Source organism: Rathayibacter sp. VKM Ac-2805 (genome assembly GCF_009834265.1).
Lineage (GTDB): Bacteria > Actinomycetota > Actinomycetes > Actinomycetales > Microbacteriaceae > Rathayibacter.
Genome location: NZ_CP047185.1, coordinates 2,100,129 through 2,122,263, shown reverse-complemented (window position 1 = coordinate 2,122,263; position 22,135 = coordinate 2,100,129). Strand labels below are relative to the sequence as shown.

Genomic DNA, 22,135 nt, shown 5'->3' with positions numbered 1-22,135 from the left:
ACTCGAGGAGGGCGTGTCGGCTGACATCGCCGTCAACGCTAGCGTGTGAACCATGGCAGAGGATCGGAGTCCCACCCTGGCCGAGCTCAGCGAGGGCGAGGTGCTCGCGAGGGTGCTGGCCCGCCTCGGCGGCCCGGGAGCGGAGACCCTGGTCGGGCCCGGGGACGACTGCGCGGTGCTGCGCGCTCCCGACGGCCGCTTCGTGGTGACCACGGACATGATGGTGCACGGCCCCGACTTCCGGCTGGCCTGGTCGAGCCCGGCGGACCTGGGCTGGAAGGCGGCGGCCTCGAACCTCGCCGACGTCGCGGCGATGGGGGCCCGTCCCACCGGGCTCGTCGTCGCGCTCGCGGCGCCCCAGTCGCTGGGCGTCGACGTGCTGGAGGGGATCGCGGGCGGACTCGCCGCCGGCTGCGCCGCGATGGCGCCGGGATGCGGAGTCGTCGGGGGAGACCTGTCCGCCTCCGCGACACTGACGCTCTCGATCACGGCGTTCGGCTCGCTCGACGGACGACCGCCGGTGCTCCGCAGCGGTGCGAGGCCGGGGGACGTGCTCGCTGTGGCCGGCCCGCTGGGACGAGCGGGGCTCGGGCTGCGCCTGCTGTTCGAGCAGGCGCGGCGGGACGGGGAGCCGTCGGCCGACCTCGCCGACCGGCTCCGCGAGCGGCATCCGTCCCTCCTCGAGGCGCAGCTGCGCCCGACCGCGCCGATCTCCGCGGGCGAGGCCGCGGGCGGGACCGCCACCGCGATGATGGACGTCTCGGACGGCGTGGTGCTCGACGCCCGTCGGATGGCGCGTGCGAGCGGAGTGGCGATCGACCTCGATCCCGCGGAGGTCGACGTGCACGCGCGCGGGCTCGCGGGGGTGGAGGGCGTGGACCTCGACCTGGCGAGGGCGCTGGTGCTGGGAGGCGGCGAGGACCACGCGATGCTCGCGTGCTTCCCGCCCGCCGCGGCGCTGCCGGAGGGCTTCGTCCCGCTCGGGGCCGTCCGCGAGGGGGACCCGGAGGTGCGACTGGGCGGGGTCGCGCTCGAGGGGCGCGGGGGCTGGGACCCGTACCTCGGCTGGGACGGCGCGGCGGGCTGAGGCCGGTCAGCCGGCCGCGGAGGAAGCGGGCGAGGCGGCCGGCGCGGGCGACGCAGGCGAAGCCCACCAGATGGTGGTCTCGCCGTAGTCCTTCCTCCGCTCCCGCTCCAGACCCGCGGGCCAGCGCGGCTCCGGGCTGCGGGAGCTCCGCTCCACGACGACCACCGCGTCCTCGCGCAGCAGCGGCAGCACACCGGCGAGATCGGCGGCCAGGTCGTCCTCGCCGAGGTCGTAGGGCGGGTCGAGGAACACCGTGTCTGTATTGAGGGCCGGGGAGCCGTCGAGGAAGGAGCGGACCGAGCCGGTCACCACCTCGATCCGCGGGGCGGGCCGCTTGTTCTTGGCCGCCGCGGTCGCGATCGCCCGTGCGTTCTCGCCCGCGGTCCTCGCGGCCTTCGGGTCGCGCTCGACCAGGACGACCGCGCTCGCTCCGCGGCTGGCCGACTCGAGCCCGAGGGCGCCGGAGCCCGCGTAGAGGTCGACCACCGTCGCGCCGTCGAGGGCGTCCCGGGCCTCGAGGGCCGAGAAGACGGCCTCGCGCACGCGGTCGCTGGTGGGGCGGGTGCCCGCGCGCGGGACCCGGAGGGTGAGCGAGCCGGCGAATCCGGCGATGATCCTGGTCACCGGACCGAGCATAGGGCGGCACCCCTGCCTGCGGCGTCCGGTGGCCGCCGCGCGGCTCCCGCCTGGCGGCACACTGCGAACTCGCGGAACCTGGACCCTTTTCCCGTCAGGACTGCGAGAATCCGTAGCTATGACGTCGCTCGAAGACACCCGCTCCGCTGTCGGCCGCCGAGCGGCTCCCGAGACGCCCCTGACCCGCGAGGAGTTCACGGCGCACTGCGGCGCCGTCCTCGGGAACCTCACCCGCGTGATCGACGGCAAGTCGGCCGAGGTCTCGATGGCGCTGACGGTGTTCCTCGCCGGTGGGCACCTCCTGATGGAGGACGTCCCCGGCACCGGCAAGACGGTCCTGGCGAAGTCGCTCGCCGCCTCCGTGGGCGGCAGCGTCGCGCGCATCCAGTTCACGCCCGACCTGCTGCCCTCCGACGTCACGGGAGTGTCGGTCTACAACCAGGCGACGCGGGACTTCGAGTTCAAGCCGGGGCCGGTGTTCGCGAACATCCTGATCGGGGACGAGATCAACCGGGCCTCGCCCAAGACGCAGTCGGCGCTGCTGGAGTGCATGGAGGAGCGCCAGGTCTCGGTCGACGGCACGACCCACCTCCTCCCGCGCCCCTTCGCCGTGATCGCGACGCAGAACCCGGTCGAGATGGAGGGCACCTACTCGCTGCCCGAGGCCCAGCGCGACCGCTTCATGGCCCGCCTCTCGCTCGGCTACCCCGATGAGCGCGCCGAGCTCGAGATGATCCGCACCCGCGACTCGGCCAGCCCGCTCGAGGAGCTGCGGCCCGTCGTGGGCCTCGCCGAGCTCGAGCGGATGATGGCCTACGTGCGCTCCGTGTACGTCGCACCGCCCGTGCAGGAGTACGTGGTGGCGATCATGCAGGCCACGCGGGTGGACCCCGAGCTGCGGCTCGGGGGGAGCCCGCGCGCCACGCTCCAGCTGATCGCCGCCGCGAAGGCGCTCGCCGCCCTCAGCGACCGCGACTTCGTGGTGCCGGACGACGTGGACGCGCTCGCCGTCCCCGTGCTCGGCCACCGCCTCCTGCCCGCCACCCGCCTCCCCGGCCGCTCCGGCGCCGGATCCTCGCACTCGGTCACCGAGATCGTGCAGCGCATCGTCGCGGCCACCCCCGTCCCCTTCGGCAACCGTGGCGACTGAGGCCCGCCCCGCCGAGACGCCGTCGTCCCGTCTCGGCGGTCTGCCCGCGCTCCGCGGGGTCGCGCTGACGCTGCGCGGCTGGGCGCTCGTTCTGCTGGGCGTCGCGGGAGTGGTGATCGCGCCGCTGACAGAGTTCCGCGAGCTGCTGTTCGTCGGCCTGGTGCTGCTGGGCCTGCCCCTGGGCGCGCTCGTCTCCCTGCTCCTGGCGCCGGCGTCGTTCCGGGTGCAGCGCCGCTTCGCTCCCCAGACCGTCGCGGCCGGCGACGTGGTGGAGGTCGACGTGCTGCTCGAGAACCGCGGCCGCGCCGTCCGCAGCGGGGCGCGCGCCCACGACCGGCTCGAGCGCGTGGAGCGCGGGGTCGTCGTCGGCCGGCCGGTCGCCGAGGGCGTCTTCGGGCTGCCGGGCGTCCCGTCGGGCGGCCGCGTGCGCGCCCGCTACCGTCTGCCCGCCGAGGGGCGCGGGATCCACCGCATCGGCCCGCTGCGCCTGGTGCGCGGCGACGGCCTCGGGCTCGCGCTCCGCGAGAGCGTCGTGGGGGCTGCGCAGCCGTTCGTCGTGACTCCGCGGGTCGTGCCGCTCCAGAGCGACGTCCTGGACGCGCACGGAGCAGGCGGATCGAGCCCGGTCGCGCACGCGACGGCCGGCGCCGGCACGGACGACGTGATCCCGCGCGACTACCGCCCGGGGGACGCCATGCGCCGGGTGCACTGGCGGGCGAGCGCCCGCTCCGGTGAGCTCATGGTCCGCCAGGACGAGCAGAACACCGATCCGCACGCGTGGATCCTCCTCGAGACCCGGGCCGAGCGCGTGCTCGAGCGGCGCGGCGACGACCGGCTCGAGTGGGCGGTGTCGATGACGGCCTCCCTCGCCGTGCACCTGCTCGACCGCGGCTTCGAGACCCACCTCGTCGAGACGGGTGCGGACGGCGAGCCGGAGCACTCGGAGGACGAGCGCGAGGTGGCGCACGACGTGCTGCTGCGCCTGGCCGAGCTGGCGCCCTCGCGCGAGTCGGTCGACGCGGTGACCCGGATCTCGGCCGACATGCGCGACACCGGGGGAGTACGACCGGTCTTCGCCGTGCTCACCCGACTCCTCGAGTCGGACCTCGATGGCCTCGGCTCCCTGGCCGCGCAGTCGCGCCCCGCGATCGCCTTCGTCGTCGCCGGCACCGCTGAGGAGGAGGCGGCTCTCGCCTCGCTCGGCTGGTACGCGGTGTCCGTCGACCCGAGCGCCTCCGTCGAGGAGGCGTGGGCGCAGGCCCTCGCTCTGCGGGTGGTGGCGTGAGCCGCCGCGTCGAGAGCGATCCGCGCGCCGGGTCGGCTCCTCTGAGCGGTCTGCTCTTCCTCGCGATCACGGCCGCCGCCGCCGGGATCGGTCGGCTCCTCGTCGGCGTCGACTGGCTGGTGCTCCTCGCGAGCGCGGTCGCCGTGGTGCTCGGCGTCCCGGCCGCCGCCCGGGCTCTGCGCGTGCACCCCGTCGTCCCGCCGATCCTCGGCACGCTGACGATGGTCGGCGTGCTGACCGCGATGTTCGTGCCCGGTCGGGCCCTGCTGTTCGTGATCCCCACGCCCGGCGCCGTCGCGCAGGCGGAGGCGCTCGCGCAGGGCGGCTTCCAGTCCATCGCGCAGCAGGGGCTCCCGGCGGTCGCCGACGACGGCATCTCGTTCCTCCTGATCGGCGGGGTGGTCGTGCTCGCCTGGGCGGCCGACCTGTTCGCCTTCTCCGTCCGCCTCCCCGCCCTGGCCGGTCTGTTCCCCGCGGCGCTGCTCGCGGTGCCGGCGATCGTGGACCCCTCCGAGGTGTCCTGGGCGAGCCTCGTCGTCACTGCGCTCGCCTACGCGGGCGTGCTCGCCGCCACGGCCGCCCCCCGACGCCCGAGCGGCCCGAGCGCGGCCTCGGCCGTGCTGCCCGCCTTCGCGGCCGTGACCGTCGTCGTCCTGGGCGCGGGAGTCGTCGCCGGGTCGGCGGCAGGCTACGCGCGCACCACCGCCCCCTCGGGCGTCTCCGGCAGCCTCTTCAACGGCGCGATCGACCCGGTGGTCGCTCTCGGCGCGGACCTGCGCCGCCCGAACCCCGTGACCGTGCTGCGCTACGCCACCGACTCCGACCTGCCCGTCTACCTCCGCGTGCTGACCGTCTCGGACTTCGACGGTGACGACTGGGCGCCGAGCGAGACGGAGCAGACCGCTCCGATCGAGGCGCCGATCGCGCCCGAGGGGCTCTCCGAGAGCGTGCCGCGCGAGGCGGAGGAGGTCGACGTCTCGGTGGAGACGCTGCGGAGCCAGTGGCTCCCCGTGCCGTATCCGGTCTCGTCGCTGACGGGCGTCGGCGACGGCTGGCTCCAGGACGTGCAGGACGGCTCGATCCGCGGCGACGCGACGACCCGCTCCGGAGACGACTACCAGGTGCAGGCGCTGCGGCTCGAGCCCGACCCGCAGCAGCTGCTCGCCGCGCCCGCGCCGTCCGGCGTCGACCGGTACCTCTCGCTCCCCGACGACGTGCCCGAGATCGTCCGCACCACCGCCGAGGAGGTCACGGCGGAGGCTCCGACCGCCTACGACCGGGCGCGCGCGCTGCAGACGTACTTCCGCTCGTCCGAGTTCCGCTACTCCGAGGACACCCCCGCGGAGGAGGGCTACGACGGCGACGGAGTCGGCGTGCTCTCGGCGTTCCTGACGACGAAGGAGGGCTACTGCGTCCACTTCGCCTCGGCGATGGCGGTGATGGCGCGCGAGCTCGGGATCCCGTCGCGGCTCGCCATCGGCTACCAGCCCGGCTCCGTCGTGCCCTCCGGCGGCAGCGACCTGACCACCTACCGCGTCCTCTCCTCCGACCTGCACGCCTGGCCCGAGCTGTACTTCGAGGGGGTCGGCTGGCTGCCCTTCGAGCCGACGCCCAGCCGCGGCGCTCCGGCCTCGTACACCCTGCCGAGCGCGACGGCGTCCTCGGGCCCCACCGCCCCGGGCTCGACCGCGACCACCGCGCCCGGTGCGACCAGCGCTCCCGCCGCGACACCCACTCCGACGGCCGCGTCGGCGACGCCGACCCCCGGTGCCGTCGGCGCCTCGAGCACCACGGCGGCTCCCGCGGCGACGCTCTGGGTGCTGCTCCTGCTGCTCGTGCTCGTCCCCTGGCTGATGCGCGCCGTCCAGCGCGCGCTGCGGCGCCGGTCCGCGCGCTCCGGCTCCGTCGAGGCCGCGTGGGCCGAGCTTCTGGCGACCGCCCGCGACCTGGGCGTCCCCGTGGAGGACACGGAGTCGCCGCGCGCGCAGGAGGCCCGCATGGCTCCCGCCCTCGACCCCGGAGCGGCGGCACGTCTGCAGGGGCTCCGGGAGCGCGTCGAGCGCCGGCGCTACTCGCCGTCCGCGAGCGAGTCGGAGGCGTGGGACGACGCGACCGCCGTGGCCGCCGCGCTCCGCGGCTCCGCGGGTGCCGGTCGTCGGGTGCTCGCGTCGGTCGTGCCCCGCTCGGCGCTGGACCCGGTCGCCCGGCTCGCGCGTCCGAGGTCCGACCTATGATCGCTAGGTGATCCCGGACCCCCTCGACGCCTCGCTCGCGCCGCTGATCGGGCCGCGCACGGCGAGCGCGGTCGAGAAGGCCTTCGGGTACCGCACGGTCGGCGAGCTCCTGGGCCACTACCCGCGCCGCTACGCGAAGCGGGGCGAGCTGACGGCGCTCTCGCGCCTCCCCGTGGGAGAGAGCGTGACGATCGTGGCGGAGGTGCGCGAGGTGCGCGAGCGGCCGATGCGCAACCGGCGCGGCACCCTGCTCGAGGTCATCATCTCGGACGGCTCGGGCACGCTCTCGCTGACGTTCTTCGGACAGCCCTGGCGCGCGGCGAAGCTCCACCGCGGCGTGCGCGGGATCTTCGCGGGCACGGTCTCGATGTTCCGCGACACCCCGCAGCTCACGCATCCCGACTACCGCCTGTTCGACGACGAGGAGGCCGCCGCGACGGAGACGGGAGGCGGTGAGCTCGCGAAGGACTGGGCCGAGCGGCCGATCCCGATCTACCCGGCGACCAGCGCGATCTCGAGCTGGCAGCTCCAGGCCGCGATCGGCGTGCTGCTGGACGGCCTGCGCGACGTGCCCGACCCGATGCCCGAGCAGGTGCGCGCCGGCCGCTCGCTGCTGGGCCTCGGCGAGGCGCTGGAGCTGATCCACCGCCCGCAGCGGGAGGGCGAGGAGGCGCAGGCGCGCGAGACGCTGCGCTTCCACGAGGCGTTCCTCCTGCAGCTCGCCCTGCTCGAGCGCCGGGCCTCGGCGCGCAGCAGCCCCGCGACCGCCCGCGTGCCCGGCCCCGGCGGGCTGCTCGAGCGCTTCGACGCCGCGCTGCCCTTCGCCCTCACCGGAGACCAGACCGCGGTGGGGCACGAGATCGCCGCCGACCTGGCCGCTGAGAGCCCGATGACCCGGCTGGTGCAGGGCGAGGTCGGCTCCGGCAAGACCCTCGTCGCGCTCCGGGCGATGCTCGCCACGGCCGAGAGCGGCGGGCAGGCGGCTCTGCTCGCTCCCACAGAGGTGCTCGCGGGGCAGCACCTCCGCTCGATCGCGAGGACCCTCGGCCCGGAGCTCGCGGCCGAGCTGGTGCCGACCCTCCTCACCGGCGGGCTGGGGGCGGCGCAGCGCCGTGCGGCCCTCCTCCGGATCGTCTCGGGCACGGCGAAGATCGTCGTCGGCACGCACGCCCTCCTCGGCGACGCGGTCTCCTTCTACGACCTGGGCCTCGTCGTGATCGACGAGCAGCACCGCTTCGGCGTGGACCAGCGGGACGCTCTGCGCCGGAAGGGCGCCACCCCGCCGCACGTGCTGGTGCTGACGGCCACGCCCATCCCGCGGACCGTCGCCATGACGGTCTTCGGCGATCTCGACACCTCGACCATCCGCGAGCTGCCCGCCGGGCGCCCCGGCATCACGAGCCACGTGGTGCCGCTCGCCGACCACCCCGCGTGGATCGCGCGGGCCTGGGAGCGCGCCGAGGAGGAGATCCGCTCGGGGCACCAGGTCTACCTCGTCTGCCCGGCGATCGAGCCGGGGGAGCCCGCCGAGGGCGCGCAGCCGCCCGAGGAGGACGCCGCCGCGCCGCTCACGACCGTCGCGGCGACGCTGGAGGGCGTGCGCGCGCATCCGCTGCTCGGGAAGCGCCGGTCGGCCGCGCTGCACGGGCGGATGACGACGGAGGAGAAGGACGCCGTGATGCGCTCCTTCGCCGCGGGGGAGATCGACGTCCTGGTGTCGACGACGGTCATCGAGGTCGGCGTGGACGTGCCGAACGCCTCGATGATGGTCGTGCTCGACGCGGAGCGGTTCGGAGTGTCGCAGCTGCACCAGCTCCGCGGGCGCATCGGGCGCGGCGGCGTCGCGGGGGTGTGCCTGTTCGTGACGGCGGCGGAGGCGGGGACGGTCGCGCGCGAGCGGGTGGAGGCGGTCGCCGCGACGCTCGACGGCTTCGCGCTCGCCGAGGTCGACCTGGAGCTGCGCCGCGAGGGCGACGTGCTGGGCGACTCGCAGTCCGGCGGGCGCTCGTCGCTCCGCCTGCTGCGGGTGGTGCAGGACGCCGACGTGATCGTGGAGGCGCGGGCGCTGGCGGAGCGGCTCCTCGCGGAGGACCCGTCCCTCGCCGCGCACGATCGGCTCCGTGCCGCGCTCGAGCGCCGCGTGCAGGACCGCGACCGGGAGTTCCTCGCCAAGAGCTAGGCGGTGCCCGCCCGCTACTCTGTCGGCATGGCCCGCATCGCCGTCGTCCCCGGCTCCTTCGACCCCGTGACCCTCGGTCATCTCGACGTGATCGAGCGGGCCGCGCGCCTGGTCGACGAGCTGCACGTCGTGGTGGTGCACAACCCCGCCAAGACGGCGCTGCTGCCGATCGCCCAGCGCGTCTCGCTGATCGAGCAGTCGATCGCGGAGGCCGGGGTCGAGGGGCGGATCGTCGTCGCCTCGTGGAGCATGGGCCTGCTCGTCGACTACTGCACCGACGTCGGCGCGAGCATCCTGGTGAAGGGCATCCGCTCGCAGGTCGACGTGGCGTACGAGACCCCTATGGCGATCGTGAACCGCAACCTCGCGCACGTCGAGACGGTGTTCCTCCTGCCCGATCCCGCGCACGCCCATGTGTCGAGCTCGCTGGTGCGGCAGGTCTCCTCCCTCGGCGGCGACGTCGCCCCCTACGTGCCGCCCGCGGTCGCCGCGTACCTCGCCGCCGGCTGAGGCGCCGCCGATCGCCTGCTCGGGCGATCTCGGGCCGTGGACCCGTGCGCCCGCGGCAGCCGGGAGAATGGACCGGTGAGCGAGACGCGCGTGCAGGCCTGGGCCCTCGACGGCATCCCGGAGGTGACTCCCGGTGACGACCTGCTCGAGCTGATCCTCGCGGCCGTCGCCGCCGCCGCCGAGGAGGACCGGCCCGCGGACGGCGACATCCTCGTCGTCACGAGCAAGATCGTCTCGAAGGCGGAGGGGCGCGTCGTCGCCGCGGCCGACCGCGAGGACGCGATCACGGCCGAGACCGTCCGCGTCGTCGCCACCCGGGCGCACGGCTCCGGCGTCACCCGCATCGTCGAGAACCGCCTCGGGATCGTCCAGGCGGCGGCCGGAGTCGACGCCAGCAACGTCGCGGAGGGGACGGTCCTCCTCCTCCCCCTCGACCCGGACGCCTCGGCGCGGGCCCTCTGCGCGGGCCTCCGGGAGCGGCTCGGCGTGGAGGTGGGCGTGCTCGTCAGCGACACCCTGGGCCGCGCCTGGCGGGTCGGGCAGACCGACGCGGCCATCGGAGCCGCGGGCGTCCTCGTGATCGACGACCTCCGCGGCGGGGTCGACGCCCTGGGGCGCACGCTGGGAGTGACCATGCCGGCCGTCGCGGACGAGATCGCCGCGCTCGGCGACCTGGTGAAGGGCAAGGCGAGCGGACGCCCCGTCGCCGTCGTCCGCGGGCTCGCCCGCCTGGTGACGAGGGTCGAGAGCCCGGGTGCCCGCACGCTGACCCGCACGGGCCCCGACGACATGTTCCGCCTCGGCGCCGACGAGGCCTTCGCCGAGGGCTTCGCGGCCGGAGCAGCCTCGCGCGAGGAGCGCGCGTGACCGGCTGGAGCGCGGTCGTCGTGTTCAAGGGCCGCGGCGGCTCGAAGACGCGCCTCGACGTGCCGGGCCGCGCGGCGCTGGCCGAGGCGTTCCTCCTGGACACGCTCGCCGCCGTGGCCGCCGCGGAGCCGGTGGCGAGCCTTCTCCTGGTCACCTCCGACGCCGGTGCGGCCGACCGCGCACGGGCGGAGCACCCGCAGCTGGTGGTGGTGCCCGACCCGGGAACCCTCGACGCCGCCGTGTCCGGGGGAGCCGAGGCCGCCCTCCACCGCCGGCCGGGCGCCCCGGTGATCGTGCTGACCGGGGACCTGCCCGCCCTGCTGCCGTCGGACCTCTCCGAGGCGCTCGCGACGCGGTCGCTCCCGGCCGTCGTCCCGGACCGCGAGGGGAGCGGCACCACGGCGCTCCTGCTGGCGGCCGGGGCCCTCGTCGCTCCGGCGTTCGGCCCGGGCTCGCTGGCCCGGCACCGCGACGCGGGCTGCGCCGTCGTCGTGCTGCCCGGCTCGTCGACGCTGAGGCTGGACGTCGACACGCTCGCCGATCTCGGAGACGCGGAGGAGGCCGGGGTCGGCCCGCATACGTCCCGCGCGCTGGCCGCAGCGGCCTGACGCGCAGGGAGTCCGAGCCGCGGACACGGTCAGCCGGCGAGCAGCCCCGCCTCGAACGCCGCCGTCAGGCCCGCGTCGATCGCGAGCGGTGCGCCGTCGACCGAGCGGACGGGGATCGCCCGCCGGGTGCTCGACACCAGCCACGCCGCATCCGCACCGGTGAGCGCCGTGACCGGCAGCTCGCGGCGCGACGACGCGAGCCCGCGGCGCTCGCCCAGCGCGAGGACCCGCTCGACCGTCGTGCCGGCGAGCACGCTGCCCGAGAGCGGCGTCGCGAGCACCCCGTCGCCGAGGAGCACCAGGCTCGACGTCGCCCCCTCGAGGAGAAGCCCGTCGCTCGTGCGCCAGACCACGTCGTCCGCGCCCCGGGACGCCGCCTCGCGCAGCGCCGCCCGGGTGACGGCGCCCGAGGTGGTCTTGACGCCCGGGAGCAGCCACGGCGCGAGCGGACCGCTCGCGTACCCGCGGTCCAGCACGACGACGGCCGCGCCCTTCTCCCGAAGCGCGCTCGAGTCGGGAGTCGGAGCCGCGCGCACGGTGCACCGGGCGGAGTCGCCCGAGCCGTGGGCGGCGATGAAGCGGACCGTCAGGTCGTCGACCCGGTCGTGCTCCGCCACGGCGAGGTCGACCGCTCGGGACCAGAGGGGCGCCTCCGGGATCGTCAGCCCGACGGCCCGGGCCGATCCGGCCAGCCGCGCGAGGTGCTCGCCGAGCGCGCGGGGACGTCCGTCGAGGACCGCGACGGTCTCGAAGACCCCGTCGCCGCGGAGGTAGCCCGCCTCGTCGACGCGGACGAGCGGACCCTCCGGGTCGCGGAGGACGACGGCGCCGGAGGTGATCTCGACCAGGACGGGGGTGCTCATCCGCCCATCCTGCCCCCGGCGGAGCCTCAGCGGGGGAGGAGGCCGCTCGCCACGTCTGACGGCTCGACGATCTCGCGCCACGGCTCCGGCCGGAGTCCTGCCGAGCCGAGCACGTCGGCCCCGGCGAGGAGGTCCACGTCGAGACCGGTCAGCTCGCCGATCGCGGCGACCGGCAGCTGGAACGTCCTGAAGCCGCCGAGCGGCACCAGGCCCTCGCGCACGCGCTCCACGAGCTCGCTCTGGTCGAGCAGGTACGCGCTCGTCGCGAGCGTCGATCCGTCCGGGCTCCACGCCGCGATCTTCCAGAAGCGGCGGGGGATGCCCGTACCGCGGTAGACCGGGTCGTCGTCCGCGAGCACGGGCCCGGTGAAGACGCTCAGGCGCGTGCGCCAGGTCTGCGCGTACTCGAGCACCAGCGTCTCGAGCCCGAGCCACAGCTCCTGCGACTGGTTGAAGCCGCTCGCCTGGGGCGCGGCGTTCGTGTAGCAGAAGCTGTCGCGGTTGGCCGCGGCGGCCTCGTCCCGGTCGCCCCAGACGGGGTCGCGGCGGCGGACCAGGTGGCCGCGGTCGAGGTCGTTGCGGGCGTACACCTCCGGCCCGGTCTGCTCGGAGGCGGGGATGCGGTCGTCGAGGTGCCAGTCGTCGCCGCGGCCGAGCTCGACCAGGCGCGCGCCGTCGATGTTCACGGCCGTCGAGACGGCCAGGCGCCGCTCCGGATCCAGCAGCACCTCGAAGTGCGTGTACGGCAGGAGCCGCACCGGGCGCTCGACCCTCAGGCGCGGCGCCGCCGCGGGGACGCCGAGGAAGTCCGCGTCGAAGCTCACTCCTCGACCTCCGCCGTCGGAGTCGCCGTGGCTGTCGCTGTCGGGGTCGCCGTGGGCGTCGCCGGGGGAGCCTCGGTCGCGGGGACTCCCGTGCCGGTCGGAGCCGGAGCCGGTGCCTGGGTGGCGGGAGCCGGGACCTGCGAGCCGTTGCTGATCAGCAGGGCGATGTCGGAGTAGCGCGCGACGGTCGTGCCCGCGGCCGGGTCGGTGCCCGCCACCACGCCGGCCGGGAGCGACGAGTCGATGGTCGCCCCCTCCTCGACGTCGAAGCCGAGGTCCTCCAGCGCCTCCGTGGCGTCGTCGACCGAGCGGCCGGAGACGGTCGGCACGGCGATCTGGCGGCCGTTCAGCAGGGCGCTGCTGGGCTCCTCGAAGTCGTCCCCGCCGTACTTCTGGTCGGCGCGGGTCATCACCGAGTTCCAGATGTAGTGGCGGATGTTGGAGGCGTACGGGCGGCTCTCGAGCTCCGAGTTCGGGAAGCGGACCTCGCGCATCGAGGTGTGGCCGTCGATGTTGCCCACCCAGACCACGGTCGCGACGCGCGAGCTCGCGCCGTCCATCCAGGTCGACTCCGCGTTGTCGGTGGTGCCCGTCTTGCCGATGTGCTCGATGCCGTCGTCCGGGTCGGACTGGGCGGCCGTGCCGCCGGTGACGACGCGCTGCAGGGCGTAGTTCGCGACCGCCGTCAGCTCGGGGCTGAGGGCCTGGTTGCAGGTGGAGGCCGGCGGCTGGACGGCGGCGCCGGTCGCGTCGGTGATCGCGTCGATGGCGATCGCGGAGCAGGCGGTGCCGTTGTTGGCGAAGCCGGCGAAGGCGGTGACCATCGAGAGGGGGGAGATGAGCGTGTCCGAGCCGAGGACGGCGGACGGCTTGTAGTCGACCTCGCCGCCGTCGGCCGCCTTCACGCCGAAGCCGACCGCGCGGTCGCGGATCGCGCAGAGGTCGAGCTGCTGCGCCATCGAGACGTAGACGGTGTTGATCGACTGCATCGTGCCGGTCAGCACGCTGTAGCTGCCGTTCTCGCTGTCGTCGTTGTTGACCTCGTAGGAGGTGTCGAGCTCGCCGCCCGGCGCGCAGCTGGCGGGGAAGCCCGAGAAGGTGCGCTCGCGGCCGTTGATCGTCTCGTTCAGGGTGCGTCCGCTCGCGAGCCACTGCGCGAGCGTGAACACCTTGTAGGTCGATCCGACCTGGAACCCGGCGGAGCCGCCGTAGGCCGTGTCGGTGTTGAAGTTGACGGCGGAGAAGTTCGCGCCGTTCACGGCGCCGGCCGCGTCGTAGTCCTTGTTCTGCACCATCGCCAGGATCCGGCCGGTGCCGACCTCCATCGAGACGGTCGCGCTGCCGATGTTGGTGTCGAGGGTGGGGACCTTGGGGACGGCGTTGTTCGTCGCGTTGGCCGCGGTGTCCTGCAGGTCGCGGTCGAGCGTCGTGTAGATCTTGTAGCCGCCGCGCTGGAAGTTGGCGAGGCGGGTGTCCGCGTCGTCGCCGAACGCCGGGTCGTTCTGGACGACGCGGGTGATGTAGTCGCAGAAGAAGGCCGCGTTGCCGGCGGTCTGGCAGCCGGTGGGCGTCTGCGTGATCGCGGGGACGACCTCCTCGGCGACGGCGGCGTCGTGGTCGGCCTGCGAGATCTTCCCCTCCTGCAGCATCTGGTCGAGGACGTAGTCGCGGCGGATCTTGTTGTCCGGGATGTTCTCGGGCTGGTCGATCCGGAGGCCGTTGGGGTTGTTGACCGTGGCGATCAGGCTCGCGGCCTGCGCCAGGCTCAGGTCGGCCGCGGTGGTCGAGAAGTAGTACTCGGCCGCCGCCTGGATTCCGTAGACCTGGCCGCCGAAGCCGGCGATGTTGAGGTAGCCGAGGAGGATGTCGTCCTTGCTGTACTTCTTCTCGAGGTCGACGGCGAGCTTCATCTCCTTGAGCTTGCGGCTCGGAGTGGTCGCGGTCGCCTCCTCGTAGGCGGCCTCCGAGGCGGCCTCGTCGGTCGCGCTCAGCGACTCCGCCTTCTGCACGAGGACGTTCTTGACGTACTGCTGGGTGATGGAGGATCCGCCCTGGAGGTCCCCGCCGACGATGTTGCTGAGCACCGCGCGGATCGTGCCCTGCAGGTCGACGCCGCCGTGGTCGTAGAAGCGCGGGTCCTCGGTCGAGACCGCCGCGTCCTTCACGGACTGGCTGACCTGGTCGAAGGCCACCTCCTCGCGGTTCTGCGCGTAGAAGGAGGCGAGCAGCTCGTCCGAGCCGTCGGTGCGCTTGGCGTAGATCTCGGTCTTCTGGGCCAGCTGGCCGAGCTCGAGGTACTCCGGCACCGTCTCGAACAGCCCGATCGGGTTGTTCTCGGCGAGACCGGTGACGGCGAGGGCGGGAGTGACCCCGACCGTGATCAGCAGGCCCCCGGCGAGGCTGGCTCCGACGATCCCGAGGACCCGGGCGAGCACGCCGCCGCGGGCGGTTCCTTGCGCAGACATGGCTACGAGAGTAGGCGACGAGTCTGGATCCGTCGTGCGGCCGCGCTCGCGGGCCCTGATGCCCGCCCTCCCGGCCCCGGGAACGGCGGCCGCCGGTACGGTGAGCGGGTGACCAGAGCCCGAGCATGACCGCCTCCGCCGACCCCGCCGAGACGCGCCGCCGCGCGGTGCTCGTGGTGGCCGTCCTCGCCTCCTTCGTCGCCTTCCTCGACGGCACCGTCGTCAACGTCGCCCTGCCCGCCATCACCCGCGAGCTCGGCGGCGGGCTCGCGGTGCAGCAGTGGGTGGTCGACGGGTACCTGATCACGCTCGGCGCGCTGATCCTCGTGGCCGGCTCGCTCGCCGACCGCATCGGCCGGGCCCGCAGCATGACCATCGGCCTGATCGGCTTCGGTGTCACCTCGCTGCTGTGCGCGCTGGCCCCCACCGCCGAGGTCCTCATCGTGGCGCGGATGCTCCAGGGCGCCGCCGGCGCGATCCTCGTGCCCAGCTCGCTCGCCCTCATCATCGCGACCGTCCACGGCGCCGCGCAGGCCCGGACCATCGGCGCGTGGACGGCCTGGACCGGCACGGCGACGATCGCCGGCCCCGTGCTCGGCGGCCTGCTGGTGGACGCGGGCTCGTGGCGGTACGTCTTCGCGCTCAACCTGCTGCCGATCGCGGTGACGCTGGTCCTGCTGCGCAGGCTCGGCGCGGTCGACTCGGGGACCCGGGTGCCGATCGACGGCGTCGGCGCGGTGCTCGGGGTGATCGGCCTGGGAGGGCCGGTGTTCGCGCTGATCGAGCAGGAGCGGCTCGGGGTCCAGCATCCGCTCGTGCTGACCGCCCTGATCGGGGGAGTCGCCGCCCTCGTCGCGTTCGTCGTGTGGGAGCGGCGCGCGGCGCATCCGATGCTGCCGCTGTCGCTCTTCGCGTCGCGGAACTTCACCGTCGGCAACGTCTCGACGGCGTTCGTCTACGGCGCGCTCTCCTTCGGCTTCTTCGCGCTGGGCCTGTTCCTGCAGCAGACCCTGGGCTTCTCGGCGACCCTGGCCGGGCTCGCGACGCTCCCGCCGACGATCCTGCTGCTCCTGCTCTCGCAGGTCTCCGGGTCGCTGTCGGCGCGGTTCGGCCCGCGGCTCTTCATGGGCGTCGGACCGCTGATCGCCGCGGCCGGGTTCCTCCTGCTCTCCTTCGTCGACGAGGGCGCCGACTACGCCACGCAGCTGCTGCCGGGGATCCTCCTCTTCGGCTTCGGCCTCGCGGTGACGGTCGCCCCGCTGACCTCGACGATCCTCGGCGCGGTCGAGGACGGGCACAGCGGAGTCGGCTCCGCCGTGAACAACGCCGTCTCGCGCATCGCGGGGCTGGTCGCCATCGCCGCGACCTCGCTCGTGGTCGGCGACTCGCTCGACGTCGAGGGCTTCTCCCGTGCCGCCGTCGCGACCTCCGCCCTCCTGGTCGCCGGCGGCGTCGTCTCCCTCCTCGGCATCCGCAACCCGGCTCCCGCCGACCGCTGACGACTGCTCGGGGAGCGTCTCCGACCCCCGTCCGGGGTGCGGCGCTCCGCGTTCACGCGATGTCCGCCGATCCTTCGACGGAACGTGGATGAAATAGTTGTCGCTACATGGAATACTGATCGACGTCGATGCGCTTGCATACATCGGACGGGGACGCTCTCCCCGCGACGACCGTCACACTCGAGGAGAAACCATGACCGACACCGTCACCATCCCCGGCTACAAGGCCGGCACCTGGGTCATCGACCCCACCCACAGCGAGGTCGCGTTCAGCGTCCGCCACCTGATGATCAGCAAGGTCAAGGGCAAGTTCGAGCGCTTCACCGCCACGTTCACCACCGGCGAGAACCCGCTCGACTCCAAGGTCGAGGCCACCGCCGAGGTCGCCTCCGTCAACACCAACGAGCCCAACCGCGACGGCCACCTCCGCACCGGCGACTTCTTCGAGGCCGAGAAGTACCCGGAGATCCACTTCGTCTCGACCGCCGTCCGCCCGAACGGCGACGACTTCCTCGTCGACGGCGAGCTCACCATCAAGGGCACCACCAAGCCCGTCACCTTCGAGGTGGAGTTCGGCGGCTTCGGCACCGACCCCTACGGCAACTACAAGGCCGGCCTCACCGCCAAGGCGACCATCGACCGCACCGACTTCGGTCTGACCTACAACGCGGCCCTCGAGACCGGTGGCGTGCTCATCGGCGAGAAGGTCACCATCACCCTCGACCTGCAGGCCGCCCACCAGGCGTAGTCCGAGCCGATCGACCGGAGCCGTCCCTCCCCCCGGGGAGCGGACGGCTCCGTCGTTCCCGGAGCCGGTGCGGGATCAGAGGATGCCGAGCTCCGTCAGCTGCTCGGAGATGCCCGCGCCGTCGGGCGCGAAGACCCAGGTCGTGCCGCTGGTCAGGGAGCGGTCCTCGGCCTTGGAGCGGCCTCCCGCGAGCACCGCCTCGCCGGTGGAGAGCTGGCGGATCGCGATCGCCGCGACCTTGTCGGGGTGCTCGTCCGCGAAGTCGGAGTAGATCTCCTCGTCGTGCTGCCCGTCGTCGCCGACCAGCAGCCAGCGCACGTCCGGGAACTCGGCCGCGAGTCGCCGGAGGTTCATCTCCTTGTGCTGCTTGCCGCTGCGGAACCAGCGGTCGTGCGTCGGGCCCCAGTCGGTCAGGAGGAGCGCTCCGGCCGGGTACAGGTGCCGCGAGAGGAAGCGGGTGAGCGCCGGGGCGACGTTCCACGCGCCGGTGGAGAGGTAGATGACCGGGGAGCCCTCGTACTGCCGGGCGAAGCGGTCGAGGAAGACCGCCATGCCGGGCGTGGGCATCCGGGCGTGCTCGTCGAGCACGAAGGTGTTCCAGGCGGCGACGAAGGGGCGGGGGAGCGCGGTGACCATCACCGTGTCGTCCACGTCCGACACGACGCCCAGCCGCGCCTCCGGACGCACGATGAACACGGGCGCCTCGACGGGCTTCGAGCCCGCGGTCGAGAAGGTGATGGTGTGCCAGCCGGGCTCGAGCGTGATCGGGAGGTCCGCGTCGACGACTCCGCCGCGGTCGGCCGTCACCCGGTGGGTCTGCCCGTCGGCCTCGACGGTCACGACGGCCCCGCTCACGAAGACGCTGGTGAAGCTCCGCCAGCCGCGCACGCCCTCGACGGGGCGGACCTCCTCGACCCCGGGAGGGGTCGGCCGCGTGTAGAGGACGCGGGCCAGGACGCGCAGCTGCGTCGTCGAGCCGTAGCCGGTGTAGGGGATGACCCTCGGGACGTAGCCCTTGCGCTTCACGCGCCTCATCCGGAAGGAGTGGAGTCGGTCCTCGAGGCGGGCGGCGCGGTGCATGACCTCCGCCTTGCCTGCGCTCAGGGGCTTGCTCTCGGGCGTCAGCGGCATCCGCCCAGTCTGTCAGACCGGATGCCGGACCGCAGATCGCGCTCTCACGCGATCGTCAGCCTCCGGTGGGCTCGATCAGCTCGGGGCCGTTCGCCGAGACGGAGCCCACGGCCGCGCCGACGCCGTGCACCTCGAGCTCCTCGGCCAGCTCGGCCGCGCCCTCGGCGGCCGCGCGCAGCAGCTCGCCGTCCCCGGGGGACGCCGGGTCCAGCCAGTCCTCGATCAGCTCCGGCTGCAGCAGCACGGGCATCCGCTCGTGCACCTCGGCGAGCGGCCCGGCGGAGGGGCGGGTGAGGACCGTCGCCGAGAGCAGCCACGGAGAGCCCGGCTGGGCCGAGCGCCACCACTCGTAGAGACCGGCGAACAGGAGGAGCGAGCCCTCGCCCGGCGAGACGTAGACGGGTGCCTTCGCCCCGTCCGCGCCGACCCGCCACTCGTACCAGCCCGAGGCGGGCACGATCGCGCGCCGGGAGGCGTAGGACTCGCGGAACGACGGCTTCTCGGCGACGGACTCGATCCGCGCGTTGAACAGCGGCGGCCCCGCGGACGGGTCGGCGGCGGAGCGGGGCACCAGGCCCCAGCGGGCTCCGGCGAGCCGACGCCGCGGCGGGCTGCCCTCCTCGACCCCCTTCATCGACTCCGCGACGACGGCGATCCGCTGGGTCGGCGCGATGTTCCAGGACGGCTCCGGAAGGTCGGCGCCCGGCTCGTCGATGTCGAAGAGCGCCACCAGGTCGGCGGTGGTCTGCGAGAGGACGAAGCGTCCGCACATGGTTTCTCCCGGGTGGATCGGACCCGCGGAGCCGTCGCCCTTCCGGGGGCGCGAAACACGAGGGACTTTCGATGAGACGACCCCGACCGGCGGTCGCCGTGCGTACGATTGTAGGAACCACGACCGAAGGAGCCCGCCGTGCCTCTTGGAAACCTCGTCGATCGACCGTTCGGTGAATCGTCCCAGGTCCGCAACGAGCCGGTGCAGGTGCGCAGCGCCGCCCGTCTCGCCTCGCTGCTCGACGCGGCGGCCGCCGTCGTCGACGAGGTCGGCTTCGACCGCCTGACCACGGCGATGGTCGCCGAGCGCGCGGGAGCCGCGATCGGCACGGTCTACCGCTACTTCCCGGACCGCATCGCCGTCCTCCAGGCGCTGCGCGAGCGGGCCCTCGAGCGCTTCCGCCGCCGCGTCATCACCGAGATCCGCGACACCCACCCGGGCAACTGGTGGGGCGCGGTCGACTGCGCGATCGACGCCTTCTGCGAGATGCACCGCAACGAGCCGGGCTTCCGCTCCATCCGCTTCGTCGACACGATCCACGCCCCCGAGGTCGCGGGCGAGGCGTTCGAGGCCGGCTTCTTCGCCCGCCGCTTCGCCGAGATCCTCGCGTCCGAGTACGGCCTCCCGGGCGGCGCGCAGCTGTCCTTCCGCCTCGAGGTGACCATCGAGGTCGCGGACGCGCTGCTCACGCGCGCGTTCCTCATCGACCCCAACGGCGACCAGCGCTTCATCGACGAGAGCCGCTCGCTGCTGCGCCACTACATGACCTCGCACTACGGAGCCGTCGAGGAGTCCTGACCGGCTAGGACTGTCAAGGCCCTAGTCGCTCCCGGAACATCCCGCAACACTTCGCGGTCCGGGTTGGCAGGCGGCTGCTATTGGTGTTTTCCTTGCCGCCTGGCCCCGTTCGGGGCCGCGGGCCGTGCAACGGCCGGACGCGCGGAGCGAGAGCGGGCACAGTCGTGGACCAGGGACAGATCGGCGCGCACACCGCCGGACGGCGGGCGGCCTCGTGATCGAGTTCCGCAACGTCAGCAAGCAGTACCCGGACGGCACGCGGGCGGTCGACGACTTCTCGCTCGTGCTGCCCTCCCGGCAGACGACCGTCTTCGTCGGCTCCTCGGGGTGCGGGAAGACCACGATCCTCCGCATGATCAACCGGATGATCGAGCCGACCTCCGGCACCATCGAGATCGACGGCGAGGACATCTCGTCCCTGCCCGCCGTCGCGCTCCGCCGCCGCATCGGCTACGTGATGCAGAACTCCGGCCTCCTGCCGCACCGCAAGGTCATCGACAACATCGCGACCGTGCCGAGGCTGAACGGGGTCGCCAAGAAGCAGGCGCACGCCCGCGCGCTCGAGCTGATGGACACGGTCGGACTGGACCGTGCGCTCGCCGCCCGGTACCCCAGCCAGCTCTCCGGCGGCCAGCAGCAGCGCGTCGGGGTGGCGCGCGGCCTGGCGGTCGACCCGAACATCCTGCTGATGGACGAGCCGTTCGGCGCGGTCGACCCTCTCGTGCGCGCCGACCTGCAGCGCGAGACCCTGCGGCTCCAGGACGAGCTCGACAAGACCGTGGTCTTCGTCACCCACGACATCGACGAGGCGTTCCTCCTCGGCGACCAGGTCGTCATCCTCGAGAAGGGCGGCCGGATCGCGCAGAAGGGCTCGCCCGCCGAGATCCTGGCGAACCCCGCGAGCGAGTTCGTCGCCGGCTTCGTCGGTGCCGACCGCGGCAAGCGCTCGCTCCGGATCGAGGAGCGCGACGGCGCCCGCATCGTGGTCGACGGCGACGGGCGCCCGACCGGAGTGCTGCGCGCGCAGGACGGCCCCGCCGCGTGAACTGGGTCGTCAACAACACGGACGCGATCGTCGCGAACCTGCTGGCGCACCTGGCCCTGTCGGTCCCGCCGATCCTGCTCAGCTTCCTCGTCTCGCTGCCGTTCGGCTGGTTCGCGAACCGCTACCGCTGGAGCCGCGGCACCCTGCTGACAGGGCTCGGCGTGCTCTACGCCATCCCCTCGCTGGCCATGTTCATCCTGCTGCCGGTCCTGCTGGGCATCCCGCTCCGCTCGACCGCCAACGTGATCACGGGTCTCACCCTCTACGGCGTCGCGCTGATGGTCCGCACCACCTCGGACGCACTGGGCGCGGTGTCGGACGACGTCCGCCAGTCGGCGACCGCGATGGGCTACTCCGGCTGGGCGCGCTTCTGGCGGGTCGAGTTCCCGCTGGCCGGTCCGGTCCTGCTCTCGGGCCTGCGCGTGGTCACGGTCAGCACGGTCAGCCTGGTGACGGTCGGCGCGGTGCTCGGGATCCAGAGCCTCGGCCTGCTCTTCACCGACGGCTTCCAGCGCGGCATCACCGGTGAGATCGTCACGGGCATCGTCCTCACGATCGTCCTCGCGCTGGTGCTCGACGGACTGCTGGTGCTGATCGGCCGTCTCCTCATGCCCTGGACGGCTCTGGACCGCACGCGCCGCTCGCGCAGACCGGTCGCGGTCGAGAGGGCGGTGACGTCGTGAACCTCATCGCCGAGGCCTTCGCCTGGATCGCCGACCCCGCGCACTGGACCGGGGTCTACGCGATCCCGACCCGTGTCGCCCAGCACGTCGGCATCAGCCTGCTGGTGCTCGTGATCGCGGCCGCTATCGCGATCCCGATCGGCTACCTGATCGGGCACACCGGGCGCGGCAAGGGCATCGCCGTGCCGGTCGCAGGCGGCCTGCGCGCCCTGCCGACGCTGGGCGTGCTCGTCCTCGCGGCGATGAGCCTGGGGCTCGGCCTCGGCGCTCCGGTGATCGCCCTCGTCGTGCTCGCGATCCCGTCGGTGCTCGCCGGCGCGTACTCCGGGCTCGAGGCGGTCGACCGCCGCACGATCGACGCGGCGCGCTCGATGGGCATGACCGAGTGGCAGATCCTGAGGAAGGTCGAGATCCCGCTGGGGCTGCCGCTGCTGATCGGCGGGCTCCGCTCGGCGGCGCTGCAGATCATCGCGACCGCCACGCTCGCCGACTACATCGGCGCCGGCGGCCTCGGGCAGTACATCTTCCGCGGAGTGAAGTCGGGGGACTACCCGCAGATGCTCGCCGGCTCGATCCTGGTGATCGTGCTGACGCTCCTCAGCGAGGTCCTCTTCGCCCTCCTCCAGCGGCTCGCCGTGCCGCGCGGAGTCGTGCTCGGCCTGGCCGGCACCGCCGGCCGCACAGGTTCCCGCGCTTCGTCGCCCCGACGACGCGCGGTGATGGGAATCCCCATCGAAGAAGGGAAATAGCA

At 73.7% G+C, this 22,135-nt stretch carries 20 protein-coding genes; 14 read left to right on the top strand and 6 right to left on the bottom strand.

All coding sequences use genetic code 11. The features are described from left to right. The first annotated feature begins 52 nt into the window (after positions 1-52). Positions 53-1,087, top strand: coding sequence for a thiamine-phosphate kinase (thiL, locus tag GSU40_RS09910; RefSeq protein WP_160034804.1), 1,035 nt, complete (start codon positions 53-55; stop codon positions 1,085-1,087). A 6-nt stretch (positions 1,088-1,093) separates the two neighbouring features. Here thiL and GSU40_RS09905 read toward each other — a convergent pair whose 3' ends face one another. Next, entirely contained in the window at positions 1,094-1,711 is a 618-nt protein-coding gene (locus tag GSU40_RS09905; RefSeq protein ID WP_104283473.1) for an RsmD family RNA methyltransferase, read from the bottom strand. 130 nt (positions 1,712-1,841) lie between these two features. Here GSU40_RS09905 and GSU40_RS09900 point away from each other — a divergent pair, with 130 nt between their 5' ends. The 7 genes from GSU40_RS09900 to cofC all read left to right on the top strand — a co-directional run bounded on the left by GSU40_RS09900 (position 1,842) and on the right by cofC (position 10,556). Continuing rightward, positions 1,842-2,873 (top strand): MoxR family ATPase, encoded by a 1,032-nt coding sequence (locus tag GSU40_RS09900; protein ID WP_104225624.1) that lies wholly within the window; start codon positions 1,842-1,844, stop codon positions 2,871-2,873. Further along, on the top strand, positions 2,863-4,158 hold the full coding sequence (locus GSU40_RS09895) for a DUF58 domain-containing protein (protein ID WP_160034802.1): 1,296 nt from the start codon (positions 2,863-2,865) through the stop codon (positions 4,156-4,158). Before GSU40_RS09900 ends, GSU40_RS09895 begins: the two co-directional genes overlap by 11 nt. Beyond that, on the top strand, positions 4,155-6,392 hold the full coding sequence (locus GSU40_RS09890; protein WP_160034800.1) for a DUF3488 and transglutaminase-like domain-containing protein: 2,238 nt from the start codon (positions 4,155-4,157) through the stop codon (positions 6,390-6,392). Before GSU40_RS09895 ends, GSU40_RS09890 begins: the two co-directional genes overlap by 4 nt. A gap of 10 nt (positions 6,393-6,402) precedes the next feature. Then, positions 6,403-8,571, top strand: a complete 2,169-nt coding sequence (locus GSU40_RS09885; protein WP_160036207.1) for an ATP-dependent DNA helicase RecG — start codon at positions 6,403-6,405, stop codon at positions 8,569-8,571. Positions 8,572-8,598: 27 nt separating this feature from the next. Then, positions 8,599-9,081 carry a pantetheine-phosphate adenylyltransferase gene (gene coaD / locus GSU40_RS09880; RefSeq protein ID WP_104223138.1) on the top strand — a complete coding sequence of 161 codons (483 nt, stop codon included), beginning with the start codon at positions 8,599-8,601 and terminating at the stop codon, positions 9,079-9,081. A 75-nt stretch (positions 9,082-9,156) separates the two neighbouring features. Next, positions 9,157-9,948: a coenzyme F420-0:L-glutamate ligase gene (locus tag GSU40_RS09875; RefSeq protein WP_244229444.1), complete on the top strand. Its 792-nt coding sequence runs from the start codon at positions 9,157-9,159 to the stop codon at positions 9,946-9,948. After that, a complete protein-coding gene (gene cofC / locus GSU40_RS09870) occupies positions 9,945-10,556 on the top strand; it encodes a 2-phospho-L-lactate guanylyltransferase (RefSeq protein ID WP_104225626.1) in 612 nt (203 codons plus the stop codon). Before GSU40_RS09875 ends, cofC begins: the two co-directional genes overlap by 4 nt. A gap of 29 nt (positions 10,557-10,585) precedes the next feature. On the opposite strand, the gene GSU40_RS09865 is transcribed toward cofC, so the two are convergent. The 3 genes from GSU40_RS09865 to GSU40_RS09855 are packed head-to-tail and all read right to left on the bottom strand — an operon-like array spanning position 10,586 to position 14,708. After that, positions 10,586-11,419, bottom strand: a complete 834-nt coding sequence (locus tag GSU40_RS09865) for an aminotransferase class IV (RefSeq protein WP_104255130.1) — start codon at positions 11,417-11,419, stop codon at positions 10,586-10,588. Positions 11,420-11,445: 26 nt separating this feature from the next. Then, positions 11,446-12,243 carry a DNA/RNA non-specific endonuclease gene (locus GSU40_RS09860; RefSeq protein ID WP_244229443.1) on the bottom strand — a complete coding sequence of 266 codons (798 nt, stop codon included), beginning with the start codon at positions 12,241-12,243 and terminating at the stop codon, positions 11,446-11,448. Continuing rightward, positions 12,240-14,708, bottom strand: coding sequence for a transglycosylase domain-containing protein (locus GSU40_RS09855; protein WP_160034798.1), 2,469 nt, complete (start codon positions 14,706-14,708; stop codon positions 12,240-12,242). Before GSU40_RS09855 ends, GSU40_RS09860 begins: the two co-directional genes overlap by 4 nt. 125 nt (positions 14,709-14,833) lie before the next feature. Here GSU40_RS09855 and GSU40_RS09850 point away from each other — a divergent pair, with 125 nt between their 5' ends. Then, on the top strand, positions 14,834-16,207 hold the full coding sequence (locus GSU40_RS09850; RefSeq protein WP_160034796.1) for a DHA2 family efflux MFS transporter permease subunit: 1,374 nt from the start codon (positions 14,834-14,836) through the stop codon (positions 16,205-16,207). 193 nt (positions 16,208-16,400) lie between these two features. Beyond that, a complete protein-coding gene (locus GSU40_RS09845) occupies positions 16,401-16,955 on the top strand; it encodes a YceI family protein (protein WP_104223105.1) in 555 nt (184 codons plus the stop codon). A gap of 75 nt (positions 16,956-17,030) precedes the next feature. Here GSU40_RS09845 and GSU40_RS09840 read toward each other — a convergent pair whose 3' ends face one another. Both GSU40_RS09840 and GSU40_RS09835 read right to left on the bottom strand, forming a co-directional pair. Next, positions 17,031-18,086 carry a phosphatase domain-containing protein gene (locus tag GSU40_RS09840; RefSeq protein ID WP_244229442.1) on the bottom strand — a complete coding sequence of 352 codons (1,056 nt, stop codon included), beginning with the start codon at positions 18,084-18,086 and terminating at the stop codon, positions 17,031-17,033. 55 nt (positions 18,087-18,141) lie between these two features. After that, positions 18,142-18,858, bottom strand: coding sequence for an SOS response-associated peptidase (locus GSU40_RS09835; RefSeq protein ID WP_160034794.1), 717 nt, complete (start codon positions 18,856-18,858; stop codon positions 18,142-18,144). A 138-nt stretch (positions 18,859-18,996) separates the two neighbouring features. Here GSU40_RS09835 and GSU40_RS09830 point away from each other — a divergent pair, with 138 nt between their 5' ends. From GSU40_RS09830 to GSU40_RS09815, 4 genes are all read left to right on the top strand, one after another. Then, positions 18,997-19,656, top strand: a complete 660-nt coding sequence (locus GSU40_RS09830) for a TetR family transcriptional regulator (RefSeq protein WP_104223107.1) — start codon at positions 18,997-18,999, stop codon at positions 19,654-19,656. Between the two features lie 214 nt (positions 19,657-19,870). Further along, positions 19,871-20,701, top strand: coding sequence for an ATP-binding cassette domain-containing protein (locus GSU40_RS09825; protein ID WP_104225631.1), 831 nt, complete (start codon positions 19,871-19,873; stop codon positions 20,699-20,701). Continuing rightward, positions 20,698-21,384 (top strand): ABC transporter permease subunit, encoded by a 687-nt coding sequence (locus GSU40_RS09820; RefSeq protein ID WP_104223109.1) that lies wholly within the window; start codon positions 20,698-20,700, stop codon positions 21,382-21,384. Before GSU40_RS09825 ends, GSU40_RS09820 begins: the two co-directional genes overlap by 4 nt. Beyond that, positions 21,381-22,133: an ABC transporter permease gene (locus tag GSU40_RS09815; protein WP_160034792.1), complete on the top strand. Its 753-nt coding sequence runs from the start codon at positions 21,381-21,383 to the stop codon at positions 22,131-22,133. Before GSU40_RS09820 ends, GSU40_RS09815 begins: the two co-directional genes overlap by 4 nt. Positions 22,134-22,135: the final 2 nt, after the last annotated feature.